The sequence below is a fragment of the Pseudomonas bharatica genome (assembly GCF_048586865.1).
Lineage (GTDB): Bacteria > Pseudomonadota > Gammaproteobacteria > Pseudomonadales > Pseudomonadaceae > Aquipseudomonas > Aquipseudomonas bharatica.
Genome location: NZ_JBMAWR010000034.1, coordinates 14289 through 33172 on the forward strand (window position 1 = coordinate 14289; position 18884 = coordinate 33172).

Genomic DNA, 18884 nt, shown 5'->3' on the forward strand with positions numbered 1-18884 from the left:
TGTAAGGATTTCCTGCAACTCTGGCTACGCGGCTCAAAACGCCGTATTTGCGCATGAGTGCGGATTTTCTGGATGAGCGTCCCGGACACCCATTTGGGACCACTGATGAGGGTAATAACTGTGCTTGAAGCCTACCGCAAACATATCGAAGAGCGCGCAGCTCTGGGTATCGTTCCCCAGCCGCTTAACGCCGAACAAACCGCAGGCCTGGTCGAGCTGCTGAAAAACCCGCCGGCCGGCGAAGAAGCCTTCCTCGTAGACCTGATTACCCACCGCGTTCCGCCAGGAGTCGACGAAGCCGCCTACGTCAAGGCCGCTTTCCTCTCCGCCCTCGCCAAGAGCGAAGCCAAATCCCCCCTGATCGACCGCAAGCGTGCCACCGAGCTGCTGGGCACCATGCAGGGCGGCTACAACATCGCCACCCTGGTCGAGCTGCTGGACGACGCCGAACTGGGCGCCGTCGCCGCCGAACAGCTGAAAAACACCCTGCTGATGTTCGACGCCTTCCACGACGTGGCTGAAAAAGCCAAGTCGGGCAACGTCCACGCCAAGGCCGTCCTCGAGTCCTGGGCTGCCGGCGAGTGGTTCACCTCGCGTCCGGCCATCGCCGAGAAGTACACCCTGACCGTGTTCAAGGTGCCCGGCGAAACCAACACCGACGACCTGTCCCCTGCCCCGGACGCCTGGTCGCGCCCTGACATCCCGCTGCACGCCCTGGCCATGCTGAAGATGGCCCGCGACGGCATCGAGCCTTCGCAGCCAGGTTCGGTCGGCCCGCTGGCCCAGATCGAAGCGGTCAAGGCCAAGGGCTTCCCGGTCGCCTACGTCGGTGACGTGGTCGGTACCGGTTCTTCCCGTAAATCCGCAACCAACTCGGTGCTGTGGTTCTTCGGCGACGACATCCCGTACGTGCCGAACAAGCGCGCCGGTGGTTTCTGCTTCGGCACCAAGATCGCCCCGATCTTCTACAACACCATGGAAGACGCCGGCGCCCTGCCGATCGAATTCGACTGCACCAACCTGGCCATGGGCGACGTCATCGACGTCTATCCGTTCAAGGGCGAAGTCCGCCGCCACGGCAGCGACGAGCTGGTCACCACCTTCGAGCTGAAGACCGAGGTCCTGCTGGACGAAGTCCGCGCTGGCGGCCGTATCCCGCTGATCGTCGGCCGCGGCCTGACCGAGAAGGCCCGTGCCGAACTGGGCCTGGGCGCTTCCGACCTGTTCAAGAAGCCCGAGCAGCCTGCCGACACCGGCAAGGGCTACACCCTGGCACAGAAGATGGTCGGCCGGGCATGCGGCGTAGCCGGCGTGCGTCCGGGCACCTACTGCGAACCGAAGATGACCACCGTCGGCTCCCAGGACACCACTGGCCCGATGACCCGCGACGAACTGAAGGACCTGGCCTGCCTGGGCTTCTCCGCCGACCTGGTCATGCAGTCGTTCTGCCACACCGCGGCCTATCCGAAGCCGATCGACGTCACCACCCACCACACCCTGCCGGACTTCATCCGCACCCGCGGCGGCGTGTCCCTGCGTCCGGGCGACGGCATCATCCACAGCTGGCTGAACCGCATGCTGATGCCTGACACCGTCGGCACCGGTGGCGACTCGCACACCCGCTTCCCGATCGGCATCTCGTTCCCGGCCGGTTCCGGCCTGGTGGCCTTCGCCGCCGCCACCGGTGTCATGCCGCTGGACATGCCGGAGTCGATCCTGGTTCGCTTCAAGGGCAAGCTGCAACCTGGCATCACCCTGCGTGACCTGGTCCATGCCATCCCTTACTACGCGATCAAGCAAGGCCTGCTGACCGTCGAGAAGAAAGGCAAGAAGAACGCCTTCTCCGGTCGCATCCTGGAGATCGAAGGCCTGAACGACCTGACCGTCGAGCAAGCGTTCGAACTGTCCGACGCCTCGGCCGAGCGCTCCGCTGCAGGTTGCACCATCAAGCTGCCGGAAAAGGCCATCGCCGAGTACCTGCAGTCCAACATCACCCTGCTGCGCTGGATGATCGGCGAAGGCTACGGCGATGCCCGTACCCTGGAGCGCCGTGCCCAGGCGATGGAAGCCTGGCTGGCCAACCCGGAGCTGCTGTCCGCCGATGCCGACGCCGAATACGCCGAGATCATCGAAATCGACCTGGCCGACGTCAAGGAGCCTGTGCTCTGCGCGCCGAACGACCCGGACGACGCCCGTCTGCTCTCGACCGTACAGGGCGAGAAGATCGACGAAGTGTTCATCGGTTCGTGCATGACCAACATCGGTCACTTCCGCGCTGCCGGCAAGCTGCTGGAAAAGGTCAAGGGTGGCATTCCGACCCGTCTGTGGCTGGCTCCGCCAACCAAGATGGACGCCCACCAGCTGACCGAGGAAGGCTACTACGGCATCTACGGCAAGGCTGGCGCGCGCATGGAAATGCCGGGCTGCTCGCTGTGCATGGGTAACCAGGCTCGCGTACAGACCGGTTCGACCGTGGTTTCCACCTCGACCCGTAACTTCCCGAACCGCCTGGGCGACGCTACCAACGTGTACCTGGCTTCGGCCGAGCTGGCCGCGGTCGCTTCGATCCTCGGCAAGCTGCCGACCGTCGAGGAGTACATGGAGTACGCGAAGAACATCGACAGCATGGCTGCCGACGTTTACCGCTACCTGAGCTTCGACCAGATCGCCGAGTTCCGCGACGCGGCTGCGAACGCCAAGATCCCGGCTGTTCAGGTCTAAAGCAGGTCCCGTGTGAATGAAAAAGCCCCGTCAGTCTGACGGGGCTTTTTCGTTTCCGAGGGCCTCATCGCTGGCAAGCCAGCTCCCACAAGGTCCCTGCAAATCAAAGCGTTATGTTTTGTTCTATGAGAGCTGGCTTGCCAGCGATGAGGCCCTGAAGAGCACCGCAACAGCAAGTGCCTTAGAACGAATCTCCCGGCACCCTCACCCACCCTTCCATCAACACCCGCGCACTGCGGCTCATGATCGCCTTGGTCACGCTCCATTCGCCGTTCACCTGCTGCGCCTGGGCGCCGACCCGGAGGGTCCCGGACGGGTGTCCGAAACGTACCGCCTCGCGCTCGCCACCACCGGCCGCCAGGTTTACCAGGGTTCCCGGAATCGCCGCCGCCGTGCCGATGGCCACCGCTGCCGTACCCATCATCGCGTGGTGCAGCTTGCCCATGGACAGCGCCCGCACCAGCAGGTCGATCTCGCTGGCCAGCACCTGCTTGCCACTGGACGACAGGTAATCCGCCGCTGGCGCCACGAAGGCTACCTTCGGCGTGTGCTGGCGCCCTGCCGCTTCATCGATGTGCTTGATCAGCCCCATGCGCACTGCGCCATGGGCACGGATGGCCTCGAAACGGGCCAGCGCCGCAGCATCGCCGTTGATCGCGTCCTGCAGCTCGGTGCCGGTGTAGCCGATGGCCCTGGCGTTGACGAAGATGGTTGGAATGCCGGCATTGATCAGGGTCACTTCGAGGGTACCGACACCCGGCACCTCAAGCTGATCCACCAGGTTGCCGGTGGGGAACATGGAACCGCCCGCACCGTCCTCGTCAGCGGCCGGATCGAGGAACTCCAGCTGTACCTCGGCCGCCGGGAAGGTCACGCCATCCAGCTCGAAATCACCGGTTTCCTGGACTTCGCCGTTGGTGATCGGCACATGGGCGATGATGGTCTTGCCGATATTGGCCTGCCAGATGCGCACGGTGGCGATGCCGTTGTCGGGAATGCGGCTGGCGTCCACCAGACCGCTACTGATGGCGAAGGAACCCACCGCGGCCGAGAGGTTGCCGCAGTTGCCGCTCCAGTCGACGAAAGCCTTGTCGATGGAGACCTGGCCGAACAGGTAATCCACATCGTGCCCAGGCTTGATGCTGCGGGACAGGATCACCGTCTTGCTGGTGCTGGAGGTGGCCCCGCCCATGCCGTCGATCTGCTTGCCGTAGGGATCGGGGCTGCCGATCACCCGCAGCAACAGGGCATCGCGGGCGGCGCCGGGGAGTTGTGCGGCTTCGGGCAGGTCCTCGAGATTGAAAAACACACCCTTGCTGGTGCCGCCGCGGATGTAGGTGGCGGGGATCTTGATTTGTGGAATATGGGGCATGAACAGGTCCTTTCAGTTGAATAGGTGAAACCCCAATCGCTGGCAACGCCAGCTCCCACAGGATTAGCGGCGCACGCCGAACCTCGTGGGAGCTGGCGTTGCCAGCGATGAGGCCCGAGCAGCCAACATCACTGCCCAGGCCTCGCCGATATCAGGCAGTGCCTTCCAGGAAATCCTGGGCAAACCGCTGCAACACCCCGCCCGCCTCGTAGATCGATACCTCTTCCGCAGTGTCCAGGCGGCAGGTCACCGGCACTTCGAGGCGCTCGCCATTACGGCGGGTGATGAGCAGCGTCAGGGTCGCCCGCGGCGTGCGCTGGCCGACCACGTCGTAAAGCTCGCTGCCATCCAGCTCGAGGGTCTTGCGGTTCACACCCGGCTTGAACTCCAGCGGCAACACGCCCATGCCCACCAGGTTGGTGCGGTGAATACGCTCGAAGCCCTCGGCGACGATCGCTTCGACACCCGCCAGGCGCACGCCCTTGGCCGCCCAGTCCCGCGACGAGCCCTGGCCGTAGTCGGCACCGGCGACGATGATCAACGGCTGCTTGCGCTCCATGTAGGTTTCGATGGCTTCCCACATGCGGGTGACCTTGCCTTCCGGCTCGATCCGCGCCAGCGAACCCTGCTTGACCTTGCCGTTTTCCTGGACCATCTCGTTGAACAGTTTCGGGTTGGCGAAGGTCGCGCGCTGGGCGGTCAGATGGTCGCCACGGTGGGTGGCGTAGGAGTTGAAGTCCTCTTCCGGCAGACCCATTTTCGCCAGGTACTCACCCGCCGCGCTGTCGGCCATGATGGCATTGGACGGCGACAGGTGGTCGGTGGTGATGTTGTCCGGCAGCACCGCCAGCGCACGCATGCCCTTGAGGGTGCGCTCGCCTGCCAGCGCGCCTTCCCAGTAGGGAGGACGGCGGATATAGGTGCTCATCGGGCGCCATTCGTACAGCGGCGCGACTTTCGGCCCCTTGTCTTCCTCGATGGCGAACATCGGAATATAGACCTGGCGGAATTGCTCCGGCTTCACCGAAGCGCGGACCACGGCGTCGATTTCCTCGTCGCTCGGCCAGATGTCCTTGAGGCGGATCTCCTTGCCATCGACCACGCCCAGCACATCCTTCTCGATATCGAAGCGGATGGTCCCGGCGATGGCATAGGCCACCACCAGCGGCGGCGAAGCGAGGAACGCCTGCTTGGCGTAGGGGTGGATGCGCCCGTCGAAGTTGCGGTTGCCGGACAGCACGGCAGTGGCATACAGGTCGCGGTCGATGATTTCCTGCTGGATCCGTGGATCCAGAGCGCCGGACATACCGTTGCAGGTGGTACAGGCGAAAGCCACCACGCCAAAGCCCAGTTGCTCCAGCTCGTCGGTCAGGCCGGCCTCGTCGAGGTACAGGGCGACGGTTTTCGAGCCCGGTGCCAGCGACGACTTGACCCACGGCTTGCGCGCCAGGCCCAGCCTGTTGGCGTTGCGCGCCAGCAGGCCGGCGGCGATCACGTTGCGCGGGTTGCTGGTGTTGGTGCAACTGGTGATGGCGGCGATGATCACCGCACCGTCCGGCATCTGCCCCGGAACCTCTTCCCAGGCGCCGGCAATGCCCTTGGCCGCCAGGTCGCTGGTGGCCACCCGGGCATGCGGGTTGGACGGGCCGGCCATGTTGCGCACGACGCTGGACAGGTCGAAACGCAGCACGCGCTCGTACTCGGCATTGACCAGGCTGTCGGCCCACAGGCCTGCTTCTTTCGCGTAGGTTTCCACCAGCTTGACCTGCTGCTCGTCGCGACCGGTCAAGCGCAGGTAGTCGATGGTCTGCCCGTCGATGGCGAACATCGCGGCGGTGGCCCCGTACTCCGGGGCCATGTTGGAGATGGTGGCGCGGTCGCCGAGGGTCAGGGCGCGAGCGCCTTCACCGTGGAATTCCAGGTAGGCGCCGACCACTTTTTCCTTGCGCAGGAATTCGGTCAGGGCCAGCACCACGTCGGTGGCGGTGATGCCCGGCTGCGGCTTGCCGGACAGCTCGACGCCGACGATTTCCGGCAGGCGCATCCAGGAGGCGCGGCCAAGCATGACGTTCTCGGCTTCCAGGCCACCAACACCGATGGCGATCACGCCCAGGGCATCGACATGCGGGGTGTGGCTGTCGGTGCCGACGCAGGTGTCGGGATAGGCCACGCCGCGCTCGGCATGGATCACCGGGGACATCTTCTCCAGGTTGATCTGGTGCATGATGCCGTTGCCCGGCTGGATCACATCGACGTTCTTGAAGGCTTTCTTGGTCCAGTTGATGAAGTGGAAACGGTCTTCGTTGCGACGGTCCTCGATGGCGCGGTTCTTCTCGAACGCCTGCGGGTCGTAGCCACCGCATTCCACGGCCAGGGAATGGTCGACGATCAACTGGACCGGCACCACCGGGTTGACCTGGGCCGGGTCGCCGCCCTTGTCGGCGATGGCGTCGCGCAGGCCGGCGAGGTCGACCAGGGCGGTCTGGCCAAGGATGTCATGGCAGACCACACGGGCCGGGAACCAGGGGAAATCGAGGTCGCGCTTGCGCTCGATCAGTTGGCCGAGGGACGCATTGAGGGTCGCCGGATCGCAGCGCCGCACCAGGTTCTCGGCCAGGACGCGGGAGGTATACGGCAGGCGGTCGTAGGCGCCTGGCGCGATCGCATCGACCGCCGCGCGGGCATCGAAATAGTCCAGGCCGGTGCCTGGCAGGGACTTGCGGAATTCGGTGTTCATTTCAGGTCGGCTCGGTCACGGGTTCGGTTTCTCAAGAGCACCACCTCTGCCCTGTGGGAGCGGGTTCACCCGCGATTGCGTCGGTGAATCCACTACCGTCATCGCGGGTAAACCCGCTCCCACAGGGTTCGGTGGAGTCCTTTTATAGATTCAGCGCTGCTCGATCGGCACGTAGGCACGCTGCTCGACGCCGGTGTACTCGGCGCTCGGGCGGATGATGCGGTTGTTGGCGCGCTGTTCGAAGACGTGCGCAGCCCAGCCGGTCAGGCGCGAGCAGACGAAGATCGGGGTGAACAGCTTGGTCGGGATGCCCATGAAGTGGTACGCCGAGGCATGGTAGAAGTCGGCGTTGGGGAACAGCTTCTTCTGTTCCCACATGGTCTTGTCGATGGCTTCCGATACCGGGTACAGGACCTTGTCACCGACCTCGTCGGCCAGCTTCTTCGACCAGCCCTTGATCACCTCGTTGCGCGGATCGGACTCTTTGTAGATGGCATGGCCGAAGCCCATGATCTTGTCCTTGCGCTCGAGCATCCTGAGCAACTCGGCCACCGCCTCCTGCGGGCTCTGGAAGCGCTCGATCAACTCCATCGCCGCTTCGTTGGCACCGCCATGCAGCGGGCCGCGCAGCGAGCCGATGGCGGCAGTGACGCAGGAATACAGGTCGGACAGGGTCGAGGCGCAGACCCGGGCGGTGAAGGTCGAAGCGTTGAACTCGTGCTCGGCGTAGAGGATCAGCGAGACGTTCATCACCTTGACATGCAGATCGCTCGGCTTCTTGCCGTGCAGCAGATACAGGAAGTGACCGCCAATGGTGTCTTCGTCGCTGGTGCAGTCGATGCGCACGCCGTGGTGGCTGAAGCGGTACCAGTAGCACATCACCGCCGGGAACAGGGCGAGCAGGCGGTCGGTCCTGTCGCGCTGCTGGTCGAAGTTAAGCTCCGGCTCCAGTGTGCCAAGCACCGAGCAACCGGTACGCATGACGTCCATCGGATGGGCGTTGGCCGGGATGCGCTCGAGCACTTCCTTCAGGGCTTGCGGCAGGTCGCGCAGGGTTTTCAGGCGGGCCTGGTATTCGGCCAGTTGCGCCTTGTTCGGCAGCTCTCCGTAGAGCAGCAGGTAGGCGACTTCCTCGAACAGGGCGTTGGCCGCCAGGTCGCGAACGTCATAGCCGCGGTAGGTCAGCCCGGCGCCGGCCTGGCCTACCGTCGACAGGGCGGTCTGCCCGGCCACCTGGCCACGCAGGCCGGCTCCGCTGAGTACTTTTGCTTCGGCCATGGGATCTCTCCTTTCTTGAACTTGTTATGGAAGCTGTTGGCTGGTCGGAGGCCTTTGGGCTCAGGCCTTTTTCTGCGCGAACAGCGCATCGAGGCTTTGCTCGAACGCGTGGTAGTTGATGGCGTCGTACAGCTCCATGCGGGTCTGCATGGTGTCGATCACGTTTTTCTGGGTGCCGTCGCGACGCAGGGCTGCGTAGACGTTCTCCGCGGCCTTGTTCATGGCGCGGAACGCCGACAGCGGGTACAGCGCCAGGGACACGTCGGCCGACGCCAGTTCCTCGGTGGTGTACAGCGGCGTGGCGCCGAACTCGGTGATGTTGGCCAGGATCGGCGCGCACACGCGCTCGGCAAAGGTCTTGTACATCGACAACTCGGTTATGGCTTCCGGGAAGATCATGTCGGCGCCGGCTTCGATGCACGCGGCGGCACGATCCAGGGCCGCTTCCAGGCCTTCCACGGCCAGGGCGTCGGTGCGCGCCATGATCACGAAGCTGTCATCGGTACGGGCATCGACGGCAGCCTTGATGCGGTCGACCATTTCCTGCTGGGAAACGATTTCCTTGTTCGGGCGATGGCCGCAGCGCTTGGCGCCGACCTGGTCTTCGATATGGATGGCAGCAGCGCCGAACTTGATCATGGATTTCACGGTGCGAGCGACGTTGAAGGCCGAGGCACCGAAGCCGGTGTCGACATCCACCAGCAGCGGCAGGTCGCAGACGTCGGTGATGCGGCGCACATCGGTGAGCACGTCGTCCAGGCCGGTGATGCCCAGGTCAGGCAGGCCGAGGGAACCGGCGGCGACACCACCGCCGGACAGGTAGATGGCCTTGAACCCGGCACGCTTGGCCAGCAGGGCGTGGTTGGCGTTGATGGTACCGACGACCTGCAGCGGGTGCTCGGCGGCTACCGCATCGCGAAAGCGCTGGCCGGGACTGCTTTTCAGACTCATGACTCACCTCGTGGGTTGGTGGCGTCCAGGTAGTGACGCTCGATATTGCGCTTGGATGCACCGATATGGCGGCGCATCAGGAGTTCCGCCAGTTCGCCGTCACGGTCGGCGATGGCATCGAGAATCCTGTGGTGCTCGGCGAAGGCCTGGCGCGGCCGGTTGGGCGTGGCCGAAAACTGGATGCGGTACATGCGCACCAGTTGATAGAGGTCGTCGCAGAGCATCTTGACCAGGGTCTTGTTTCCGCTGCCCTGGAGAACCCGGTAGTGGAAGTCGTAGTCGCCTTCCTGCTGGTAGTAGCCGAGGCCGGCCTGGAAGGCGGCATCGCGCTCGTGGGTATCGAGCACCCGCCGCAACTCGTCGATCTCGGCTACGCTCATACGCTCGGCGGCCAGGCGACAGGCCATGCCTTCGAGGGACTCGCGGATTTCGTAGAGTTCGATCAGTTCGGCATGGGACAACGACACCACCCGCGCGCCGACATGCGGCACCCGCACCAGCAGGCGCTGGCCCTCCAGGCGGTGGATCGCCTCGCGCAGCGGGCCGCGGCTGATGCCGTAGGTGCGTGCCAGTTCGGGCTCGGAGATCTTGCTGCCCGGGGCGATCTCGCCCTTGACGATGGCAGCCTGGATACGCCGGAAGACATTTTCCGACAGGGTTTCCGACTCTTCCGCACCGACACCGGATGCGTGGGCTGTGTCCAGCATTATTGTCGACACCTCTTGTAATCAATGCGCCAAAACTAGCCAAATACATCAATGCAGTCAAAGACAAATTCAATATTGTCGACAATCGTCTAAGAACGAACTTCACTTCGGTGAACGTTGTCTCATTGGCGCTGCTGGCGTGCCACCATCCGCGTGATAGAATGCCGCCGCCCTGTTTTTTGTGGCATGGATACTGTGTCTGTCATCTTTTTGTGCCAGACGAACGAGGAGCTAGCGCAGAATTTGCCAGTGGCCTTGACCCGAATACCCCACAGCATTGCGCCAGGATCTATGAGACTTTCGCCACTTCCACTGTTGCTCGGCCTTTGTTGCTTGCCGCTCACGGCCCAGGCGACCGGCAAGACCGTGTACGGCCTCAACGAATATGCCCGGCTTGGCGACCTTGACCTGGAAGTCGCCGCCAAGCTCGACACCGGCGCCAAGACCGCCTCCCTCAGTGCCCGCGACATCAAGCGCTTCAAGCGCAACGGTGAATCCTGGGTGCGCTTCTACCTGGCCATCGATGCGGCCCACAGCCACCCGATCGAACGTCCGCTGGCGCGGGTCAGCAAGATCAAGCGCCGCGCCGGCGACTATGATCCCGAGGAAGGCAAGGCCTACACCGCCCGCCCGGTGATCGCCCTCAACATTTGCATGGGCAGTGCCCTGCGCGAAATCGAAGTCAACCTGACCGACCGCAGTGCTTTCCAGTACCCGCTGCTGATCGGCTCCGAAGCCCTCAAGCACTTCGACGCGCTGGTTGACCCAAGCCTTAAATACGCGGCCGGCAAACCTGCCTGCGCCACCGACGCTCACATCGCAGAGTAATTCCGATGCGCTCTCTTACCCTTCATCTGAAAGTCCTGATCACCGTCCTGGTGCTGCTGGGCGTGCTGATCACGGCCTATCAGATCTTCTTCCTCGGCATCCCGGTGACCGAGGACGAGACCGACGACCTGTGGAACATCGACGCCAAGGTCGAGTTCGTCGCCAACCCGAAAGATCCGGTCAAGGTACAGATGTACGTGCCGCCCCTGAGCCGCGACTACGTCAGCCTCAACGAGAGCTTCATCTCCAACAACTACGGGGTCAGCGTCAACCGTGTCGACGGCAACCGCAAGGTGACCTGGTCGGCCCGTCGCGCCAGCGGCAACCAGACCCTCTATTACCGCCTGGTGCTGACCAAGCGCTACAGCAGCGAGAAGCCCAAGATCAAGGGCCCGACCTTCCGCGACAGCCTGCCGGTCGAAGGGCCGGAGAAGATCGCCGCCGAAGCCCTGATGGCGCCGATCCGCCAGCATTCCGCCGACGTCGAGACCTTCGTCAGCGAAACCATCAAGCGTGTCAACAATCTCAACGACGACAACGTCAAGCTGCTGCTGGCCGGCGATACCTCGGTGCAGAAGAAGGCCAAGGTCATCGACCTGCTGCTGTCCATCGCCCATGTGCCGCTCGAGCGCGTGCAGACCATCCGCCTGGTGGCCGACCAGCCGCAGACCCCGGAACTCTGGCTGCGCAGTTTCAACGGCAACGACTGGCTGTACTTCAACCCGGAGACCGGCGAGCAGGGCCTGCCCAGCGACCGCCTGCTGTGGTGGACCGGTGACGACAACCTGGTCACCGTCGATGGCGGCAAGAAGGTCAACGTCAGCTTCAGCCTGAACAACAGCGAGATGAACGCCATCCGCCTGGCCAAGCTGACCGACGAGAACACCGACGCCGACTTCCTCGAGTACTCCCTCTATGGCCTGCCGCTGCAGACCCAGCAGACCTTCATGATCATGGTGATGATCCCGATCGGCGTGCTGGTGATCCTGATCCTGCGCAACCTGATCGGCCTGCAGACCCTCGGCACCTTTACCCCGGTGCTGATCGCCCTGGCCTTCCGCGAAACCCAACTGGGCTTCGGCATCATCCTGTTCACGGTGATCACCGCGCTCGGCCTGTCGCTGCGCTCGTACCTGGAACACCTGAAGCTGCAGATGTTGCCGCGGCTGTCGGTCGTATTGACCTTCGTCGTGGTGCTGATCGCCGCCATCAGCCTGTTCAGCCACAAGCTGGGCCTGGAGCGCGGGCTGTCGGTAGCGCTGTTCCCGATGGTGATCCTGACCATGACCATCGAACGCCTGTCGATCACCTGGGAGGAGCGCGGCGGTGGCCATGCGATGAAGGTCGCCATCGGCACCCTGTTCGCCGCGTCCCTGGCGCACCTGCTGATGAGCGTGCCGGAGCTGGTGTACTTCGTCTTCACCTTCCCCGCGGTGCTGCTGATCCTGGTGGGCTTCATGCTGGCAATGGGTCGCTACCGCGGCTATCGCCTGACGGAGCTGGTTCGCTTCAAGGCATTCGTAAAGGCTGACGCTTGATGTTCGGACTCTGGAAAACCTGGAAGGCCCTGGAAGCCCGGGGCATCATGGGGATCAACCGGCGCAACGCGGACTATGTCCTGAAGTACAACAAGCGCCATCTGTACCCTATCGTCGATGACAAGATCATCACCAAGGAACGGGCGATCCAGGCCGGCATCCATGTGCCGGAGATGTACGGGATCATCTCGACCGAAAAAGAGATCGAGAAACTCGACGAGATCATCGGCGGGCGCAGCGACTTCGTCATCAAGCCGGCCCAGGGCGCAGGCGGCGACGGCATCATGGTCATCGCCGACCGCTTCGAGGACCGCTTTCGCACGGTGTCGGGCAAGATCATCAGCCACGAGGAAATCGAGCACCAGATCTCCAGCATCCTCACCGGCCTCTACTCCCTTGGCGGGCACCGTGACCGCGCGCTGATCGAGTACCGGGTGACCCCTGACCAGATTTTCAAGAGCATCAGCTACGAAGGCGTGCCGGACATCCGCATCATCGTACTGATGGGCTACCCGGTGATGGCCATGCTGCGCTTGCCGACCCGCCAGTCCGGTGGCAAGGCCAACCTGCACCAGGGCGCCATCGGCGTCGGCGTGGACCTGGCGACCGGCGTGACCCTGCGCGGCACCTGGCTGAACAACATCATCAGCAAGCACCCGGACACCACCAACGCGGTGGACGGCGTGCAACTGCCGAACTGGGACGGTTTCATGAAGCTCGCCGCCGGCTGCTACGAGCTGTGCGGCCTGGGCTACATCGGCGTGGACATGGTCCTGGACCAGGACAAGGGCCCGTTGATCCTCGAACTCAACGCCCGCCCCGGCCTGAACATCCAGATCGCCAACGACTGCGGCCTGACCCAGCGCACCCACGCCATCGAGGCGCACCTCGAGGAACTGGCGAAGGACGGCAGGCAGGAAACCGCCGAGGAGCGCGTGCGCTTCGCCCAGCAGCTGTTCGGGCACGTTCCGTCCCAGCAGTGAATGACGTCCGCCCCGGACACGGGGCGGTCGCTCAAACCCCTATGAGCTACGCGTTCGGGGGTCTACAATGCCTGCCCCGCCTCGCCAACCGTTCAGACGCATGCCGACCTGCACCCTGTTTCCCCTGCCCTATCAAGCCGATCCGGCGGTTTTGTTCGCGCGCGTGCGCCATGCGCCCGGCGCGGTGCTGCTGGACAGCGCCCGCCCCGGTGCCGAGCGCGGCCGCTTCGATCTGCTCAGTGCCTGGCCGCTGCGCAGCCTGGTGGCGGAGGATGGCGAAAGCGGCACGGCGTATCTGCAGCGGCTGCGTGACAGCCTTGCCGGATTGGGCGAAGCGCAACTGCCCGATGGCGTGGAACTGCCCTTTGCCGGCGGCCTGATCGGCTACCTGAGCTATGACTTCGGTCGGCGTCTTGAACAATTGCCTGAGCTGGCCCGGGATGACCTTGGCCTGCCCGACGCAACCCTCGGCCTCTATGCCTGGGCAGTGATCAGCGATCACCAACTGATGACCAGCCAGTTGCTCTTCCACCCCGCCCTGCCTGGCGACGAACGCCAGCGCCTGATCGCTCTGTTCAGCCAGCCGGCCGAAGCGGACCCTGGCGCCGGTTTCTGCCTCGACGCCCCGATGCGCGGCGACCTCGAACCCGAGGACTATCGCCAGGCATTCGAACGGGTGCAGCAGTACATCCAGGCCGGCGACTGCTACCAGATCAACCTGACCCAACGCTTCCGCGCGCCGTGCCAGGGTGATCCGTGGAGCGCTTACCAGGCGCTGCGGGCGGCCTGCCCGACACCATTCTCCGGTTTCCAGGTGCTGGACGACGGCAGCGCCCTGCTCAGCCTGTCGCCGGAGCGCTTTATCCGGGTCAGCCAGGGCCAGGTGGAAACCCGCCCGATCAAGGGCACCCGGCCGCGCAGCACCGATCCCGTGCAGGACCGCGCCAACGGCGAAGAACTGCTGGCCAGCACCAAGGATCGGGCCGAGAACCTGATGATCGTCGACCTATTGCGCAACGACCTGGGGCGCACCTGCGAGATCGGCTCGGTGCGGGTACCGGAACTGTTCAGCCTGGAGAGTTATCCCAACGTCCACCATATGGTCAGCAGCGTGACCGGGCGCCTGGCACCAGGCAAGGACGCCCTGGACCTGATTGCCGGGAGTTTCCCTGGCGGGTCGATCACCGGAGCGCCGAAGATACGGGCAATGGAGATTATCGACGAGCTGGAGCCGAGCCGGCGGGCGCTGTACTGCGGGTCGCTGCTGTACCTGGACGTGCGCGGGGAAATGGACAGCTCCATCGCCATCCGCAGCCTGCTGGTCAAGGATGGCCAAGTGTGCTGCTGGGGCGGCGGCGCCGTGGTGGCGGACTCGGAGTGGCAGGCCGAGTACCAGGAGTCGATTACCAAGGTGCGGGTGCTTCTGGAAACCTTGCAGGGGTTATGAGGACCTCATCGCCGGCAACGCCGGCTCCCACAGGTTCAGTGGTGTACACCGTCCCTGTGGGAGCTGGCGTTGCCAGCGATAGGGCCCTCACAGGCCCTGCATTACTTACAGGCTCAGGGTACGGTTCGAAGCCTTGATGAATTCCTTCTTCAACGCCTCGAACTCATGCACCGCCGGGAACTGCGGGAACTCGCGGATCACATTCTCCGGCGCATGGAACAGGATGCCCGCATCCGCCTCACCGAGCATGGTGGTGTCGTTGTACGAATCGCCTGCGGCGATCACCCGGTAGTACAGGCTCTTGAACGCCAGCACCGACTGGCGCTTGGGATCCTTCTGACGCAACTGATAACCCACCACCCGGTCGTTCTCATCGGTGATCAGGCGATGGCAGAGCAAGGTGGGGAAGCCCAGTTGGCGCATCAATGGCTGGGAGAACTCGTAGAAGGTGTCGGACAGGATCACCACCTGGAAGCGCTCGCGCAGCCAGTCGACGAAGTCGATGGCGCCATCCAGCGGCTTGAGCGTGGCGATGACTTCCTGGATATCGGCCAGCTTCAGGCCGTGTTCGTCGAGGATGCGCAGGCGCTGTTTCATCAGTACGTCGTAGTCCGGAATGTCGCGGGTGGTGGCCCGCAGCGATTCGATTCCGGTTTTTTCCGCGAAGGCGATCCAGATTTCCGGAACCAGCACACCTTCCAGGTCGAGACAGGCAATTTCCACAGCTCACTCCTCGAACAACGCCAAAAATGGAAGGCGCACTCTACGACCCGCAATCCAGCCCGTCTACCCGGCATTTTTTGGTAACATCTGCCCCACTACGAGCGCCAAGCGCCATTCAATGACCGGAAGCCGCCTGATGAGCCAACCCTTCGACGTCGCCGCCCTGGCCGCGACCTACGCCAACAAATCCCCGCAGGACATCCTCAAGCTCGCCTTCGAGCATTTCGGCGACGACCTGTGGATTTCCTTCAGCGGCGCCGAAGACGTGGTGCTGGTGGACATGGCCTGGAAGCTGAACAAGCAGGTCAAGGTATTCAGCCTCGACACCGGCCGCCTGCATCCGGAAACCTACCGCTTCATCGACCAGGTGCGCGAACACTACAAGCTGCCGATCGAGATCCTGTCGCCGGATCGCGACAAGCTCGACCCCTTCGTCAAGCAGAAGGGCCTGTTCAGCTTCTACAAGGACGGCCACGGCGAATGCTGCGGGATCCGCAAGATCGAACCGCTGCGGCGCAAGCTGAGCACCGTCAGCGCGTGGGCCACCGGCCAGCGCCGCGACCAGAGCCCGGGCACGCGCAGCCAGGTGGCAGCGCTGGAAATCGACAGCGCGTTTTCCACCCCGGAGCGCACCCTGTACAAATTCAACCCGCTGGCACAGATGAGCAGCGAGGAAGTCTGGGGCTACATCCGCATGCTCGAGCTGCCCTACAACAGCCTGCACGAACGCGGCTTCATCAGCATCGGCTGCGAGCCATGCACCCGCCCGGTACTGCCGAACCAGCACGAGCGCGAAGGCCGTTGGTGGTGGGAAGAAGCAACCCAGAAGGAATGCGGGCTGCATGCCGGCAACCTGATCGCCAAAAGCTGATCGCCAAATGTGATCGACAGAAACGAAAAAACCGGCCAAGGCCGGTTTTTTCATGGGTGCCCGAAACTCAGTGCACAGGCAACTCGACACCTTCGAACAGCTCTTCCAGCTCCTGCTTGTTATGGCACTGGATCGCCTTGGCCATCACTTCGCGGGTCAGGTGCGGGGCGAACTTCTCGATGAAGTCGCACATGAAGCCACGCAGGAAGGTGCCACGACGGAAACCGATCTTGGTGATGCTGGACTCGAACAGCTCGCTGGCATCGAGCACCACCAGGTCGCTGTCCAGCTTCGGATCCACCGCCATCTTGGCGACGATGCCGACGCCCAGGCCAAGGCGCACGTAGGTCTTGATCACGTCGGCGTCAGCGGCGGTAAACACCACTTTCGGGGTCAGGCCGCGGTGGCTGAAGGCTTCGTCCAGCTTGGAACGTCCAGTGAAACCGAACACGTAGGTGACGATCGGGTACTCGGCCAGCACTTCAAGGGTCAGCTTCGGCAGCTTGGTCAGCGGGTGGCCCTGGGGTACGACCACGCAGCGATTCCAGCGGTAGCACGGCATCATCACCAGATCGCCGAACAGTTCCAGGGCCTCGGTGGCGATGGCGAAGTCGACGGTGCCATCGGCGGCCATCTCGGCGATCTGCATCGGCGAGCCCTGGTGCATGTGCAAGGCCACTTCCGGGTACTGCTTGATGAACGAGCTGATCACCGGCGGCAGCGCATAACGTGCCTGGGTATGGGTGGTGGCGATGGACAGCGTGCCCTTCTTCTCGTTGGAGAATTCCTGGGCAATCTGCTTGATGCTTTCGACCTTGCGCAGGATTTCCCCGGCGGTGTTGATGATCCGCTCACCGGCCGGGGTGACGCGGGTCAGGTGCTTGCCGCTGCGGGCAAACACTTCCACGCCCAGCTCGTCTTCCAACAGGCGAATCTGCTTGCTGATCCCCGGCTGGGACGTATACAGGCTCTGCGCTGTCGCGGAAACGTTGAGGTCGTGGTGCGCCACTTCCCAGATGTAGCGCAATTGTTGAAGCTTCATAGGTATCCCTCAGAGGCTGGGCGTCACCGGCAACAGCGACGAGTTATAACTATATTAGCGGTCAGGAGAATAAATCTAGAACAATTTCACCAGCTTTCTTACTGCCGACTCGGAAAAATCCCTCAAGCCTTGCGACGACCGAGGTGTTGTGCGAGCGGCACCATGTACACCGGCACCGGTGACAGTTGCAGAATGCGCACCGCCGTACGACCGATCGGGATCTCTGCACCGGCCCCCTGGCTATGGCTGCCAACGATCAGCAGGTCGACATTCAGGCGTTCGGCCTGCTGGAGGATCACCTGCGCCGGATCCCCCTGGCGCACCCGTACGGCACGAATCAGCGCGAGGTCCTGCTGATCCCCCAATTCATCGCGAAAACTCTCGAGTACGCGCTGTTCGATATTGGCCATCACGGTGTTGACGCCCTGGCTGTGCAACTGGTCCAGGGTCTGCTCGTCCAGGTAACTCTGCAGCAGCGATTCGGCGAACTGCCCCATGGGCTCCACGGCATGGATCACGTAGAGCTCCGCCTTGAAATTGCGCGCCAGGGCCAACGCGTGCTGCATGACATAAGGCGCATAAACACCGAGGTCCGTGGCGTACAACATCGAACGGATCATTTGACCTCCTCGACTGCCGGAACGGCAGGGCAAGGTTCAGCTTAGCAGCGCCGAACCGATGCGCAGGCCCCGTCCGGCGGGGTTCAGGCCGGGTCCGATTGGTTACTGATGCCATGGGGCACATGCCCCGTGGCGACCACCCTGCCCGCCCGTTCGCAGTGGCCGGCCTGGTCGTCGAAGAACACGTCGGCGGCGAAGGCTTCGAGGAACGCCGATTTGTCCAGGCCGCCGAGGAACAGCGATTCATCCAGGCGGATATCCCACTCGCGCAGGGTACGGATCACCCGCTCGTGGGCCGGTGCGGAACGCGCGGTGACCAGCGCGGTGCGGATCGGGCAGGCAGTGCTGGGAAACTCGCTCTGCAACAGATTGAGCGCCGCCAGGAAAGGCTTGAACGGCCCACCCCGCAGGGCCTGGCGCGCAGCCTGGCGCTCGTTGGCCTGGAAGGCTTCGAGGCCGCCCATCTGGTAGACCCGCTCGGACTCGTCGGAAAAGAGCACGGCATCACCATCGAAGGCGATGCGCAGCTCTTCGGTGGCCTCCCGGTGAACGCCGCCGGAAAGGATGGTGGCGGCGGCGAAACCGGCATTCAAGGCGCTGCGCACATCCTCGGCATCGGTGGAGAGGAACAGGTGGCAGCCGAACGCAGCCAGATAAGGATAAGGGCTGCGTCCACCGACGAATGCCGCGCGGGAAATGCCCAGGCCGTAGTGCTCGATGGAATTGAACGCGCGCAGGCCGGTATCGGCGCTATTGCGCGAGACCAGCACTACCTCGACCCGGGGCTGTCCGAGGAGGGTATTGAGGCCCAGCAGCTTCTGCACCAGCAGGAAGGCGTCGCCGGGTTGCAGGGGCTCGTCCTCGTGCTCGATCTGGTATTGGCGATAGGCCTCCACCCCCTCGGCAAGGAACAGCCGATGGCTCTCGCTCAGGTCGAACAAGGCCCGTGATGAAATTGCCACTACCAGTTTGTCGTTCAGGCCTTTGTTCATTACATCTCCGCCTCAGGTTGTAAGGGCAACGCGGTCCCTGTGGGAGCGGGTTCACCCGCGATTACGGCAGTGAA

15 protein-coding genes are annotated in these 18884 nt (G+C 63.6%); 6 read left to right on the forward strand and 9 right to left on the reverse strand.

Annotation, left to right across the window (positions count from 1 at the left end):
• Positions 1-120: 120 nt before the first annotated feature.
• Positions 121-2721 carry a bifunctional aconitate hydratase 2/2-methylisocitrate dehydratase gene (gene acnB / locus ACKLLE_RS25525; RefSeq protein WP_009394520.1) on the forward strand — a complete coding sequence of 867 codons (2601 nt, stop codon included), beginning with the start codon at positions 121-123 and terminating at the stop codon, positions 2719-2721.
• Positions 2722-2902: 181 nt separating this feature from the next.
• On the opposite strand, the gene prpF is transcribed toward acnB, so the two are convergent.
• The 5 genes from prpF to ACKLLE_RS25550 all read right to left on the reverse strand — a co-directional run bounded on the left by prpF (position 2903) and on the right by ACKLLE_RS25550 (position 9766).
• Positions 2903-4093 carry a 2-methylaconitate cis-trans isomerase PrpF gene (prpF, locus tag ACKLLE_RS25530; RefSeq protein WP_420059406.1) on the reverse strand — a complete coding sequence of 397 codons (1191 nt, stop codon included), beginning with the start codon at positions 4091-4093 and terminating at the stop codon, positions 2903-2905.
• 151 nt (positions 4094-4244) lie between these two features.
• Positions 4245-6830 carry a Fe/S-dependent 2-methylisocitrate dehydratase AcnD gene (acnD, locus tag ACKLLE_RS25535; RefSeq protein ID WP_064303987.1) on the reverse strand — a complete coding sequence of 862 codons (2586 nt, stop codon included), beginning with the start codon at positions 6828-6830 and terminating at the stop codon, positions 4245-4247.
• 150 nt (positions 6831-6980) lie between these two features.
• Positions 6981-8108 (reverse strand): bifunctional 2-methylcitrate synthase/citrate synthase, encoded by a 1128-nt coding sequence (prpC, locus tag ACKLLE_RS25540; RefSeq protein WP_009394516.1) that lies wholly within the window; start codon positions 8106-8108, stop codon positions 6981-6983.
• 60 nt (positions 8109-8168) lie between these two features.
• On the reverse strand, positions 8169-9059 hold the full coding sequence (prpB, locus tag ACKLLE_RS25545; protein ID WP_420059407.1) for a methylisocitrate lyase: 891 nt from the start codon (positions 9057-9059) through the stop codon (positions 8169-8171).
• Positions 9056-9766, reverse strand: coding sequence for a GntR family transcriptional regulator (locus ACKLLE_RS25550; RefSeq protein WP_420059408.1), 711 nt, complete (start codon positions 9764-9766; stop codon positions 9056-9058). The genes prpB and ACKLLE_RS25550 overlap by 4 nt, the downstream gene beginning before the upstream one ends.
• A 291-nt stretch (positions 9767-10057) precedes the next feature.
• On the opposite strand from ACKLLE_RS25550, the gene rloA reads away from it, so the two are divergent.
• The 4 genes from rloA (at position 10058) to pabB (ending at position 14562) form a co-directional block, all read left to right on the forward strand.
• A complete protein-coding gene (gene rloA, locus ACKLLE_RS25555) occupies positions 10058-10594 on the forward strand; it encodes a retropepsin-like aspartic peptidase RloA (protein ID WP_009394507.1) in 537 nt (178 codons plus the stop codon).
• A 5-nt stretch (positions 10595-10599) separates the two neighbouring features.
• Positions 10600-12132 carry an osmotic stress tolerance membrane protein RloB gene (gene rloB, locus ACKLLE_RS25560; RefSeq protein WP_064303984.1) on the forward strand — a complete coding sequence of 511 codons (1533 nt, stop codon included), beginning with the start codon at positions 10600-10602 and terminating at the stop codon, positions 12130-12132.
• Positions 12132-13115 carry an alpha-L-glutamate ligase-like protein gene (locus tag ACKLLE_RS25565; RefSeq protein WP_009394503.1) on the forward strand — a complete coding sequence of 328 codons (984 nt, stop codon included), beginning with the start codon at positions 12132-12134 and terminating at the stop codon, positions 13113-13115. Before rloB ends, ACKLLE_RS25565 begins: the two co-directional genes overlap by 1 nt.
• Positions 13116-13215: 100 nt before the next feature.
• A complete protein-coding gene (gene pabB, locus ACKLLE_RS25570; protein WP_064303982.1) occupies positions 13216-14562 on the forward strand; it encodes an aminodeoxychorismate synthase component I in 1347 nt (448 codons plus the stop codon).
• A gap of 105 nt (positions 14563-14667) precedes the next feature.
• Here the strand turns inward: pabB and thrH are convergent, their stop codons facing one another.
• Positions 14668-15285: a bifunctional phosphoserine phosphatase/homoserine phosphotransferase ThrH gene (thrH, locus tag ACKLLE_RS25575; protein WP_064303981.1), complete on the reverse strand. Its 618-nt coding sequence runs from the start codon at positions 15283-15285 to the stop codon at positions 14668-14670.
• A gap of 136 nt (positions 15286-15421) precedes the next feature.
• On the opposite strand from thrH, the gene ACKLLE_RS25580 reads away from it, so the two are divergent.
• Positions 15422-16156, forward strand: a complete 735-nt coding sequence (locus ACKLLE_RS25580; RefSeq protein ID WP_420059409.1) for a phosphoadenylyl-sulfate reductase — start codon at positions 15422-15424, stop codon at positions 16154-16156.
• A 67-nt stretch (positions 16157-16223) separates the two neighbouring features.
• Here the strand turns inward: ACKLLE_RS25580 and cysB are convergent, their stop codons facing one another.
• From cysB to ACKLLE_RS25595, 3 genes are all read right to left on the reverse strand, one after another.
• Positions 16224-17198, reverse strand: a complete 975-nt coding sequence (gene cysB, locus ACKLLE_RS25585) for an HTH-type transcriptional regulator CysB (protein WP_009394496.1) — start codon at positions 17196-17198, stop codon at positions 16224-16226.
• Between the two features lie 122 nt (positions 17199-17320).
• Positions 17321-17818, reverse strand: coding sequence for a universal stress protein (locus tag ACKLLE_RS25590; protein WP_009394494.1), 498 nt, complete (start codon positions 17816-17818; stop codon positions 17321-17323).
• 83 nt (positions 17819-17901) lie between these two features.
• The gene (locus ACKLLE_RS25595; RefSeq protein WP_009394491.1) at positions 17902-18810 is read right to left on the reverse strand and encodes a 5'-nucleotidase; all 909 of its coding nucleotides are present in this window, start codon (positions 18808-18810) and stop codon (positions 17902-17904) included.
• Positions 18811-18884: the final 74 nt, after the last annotated feature.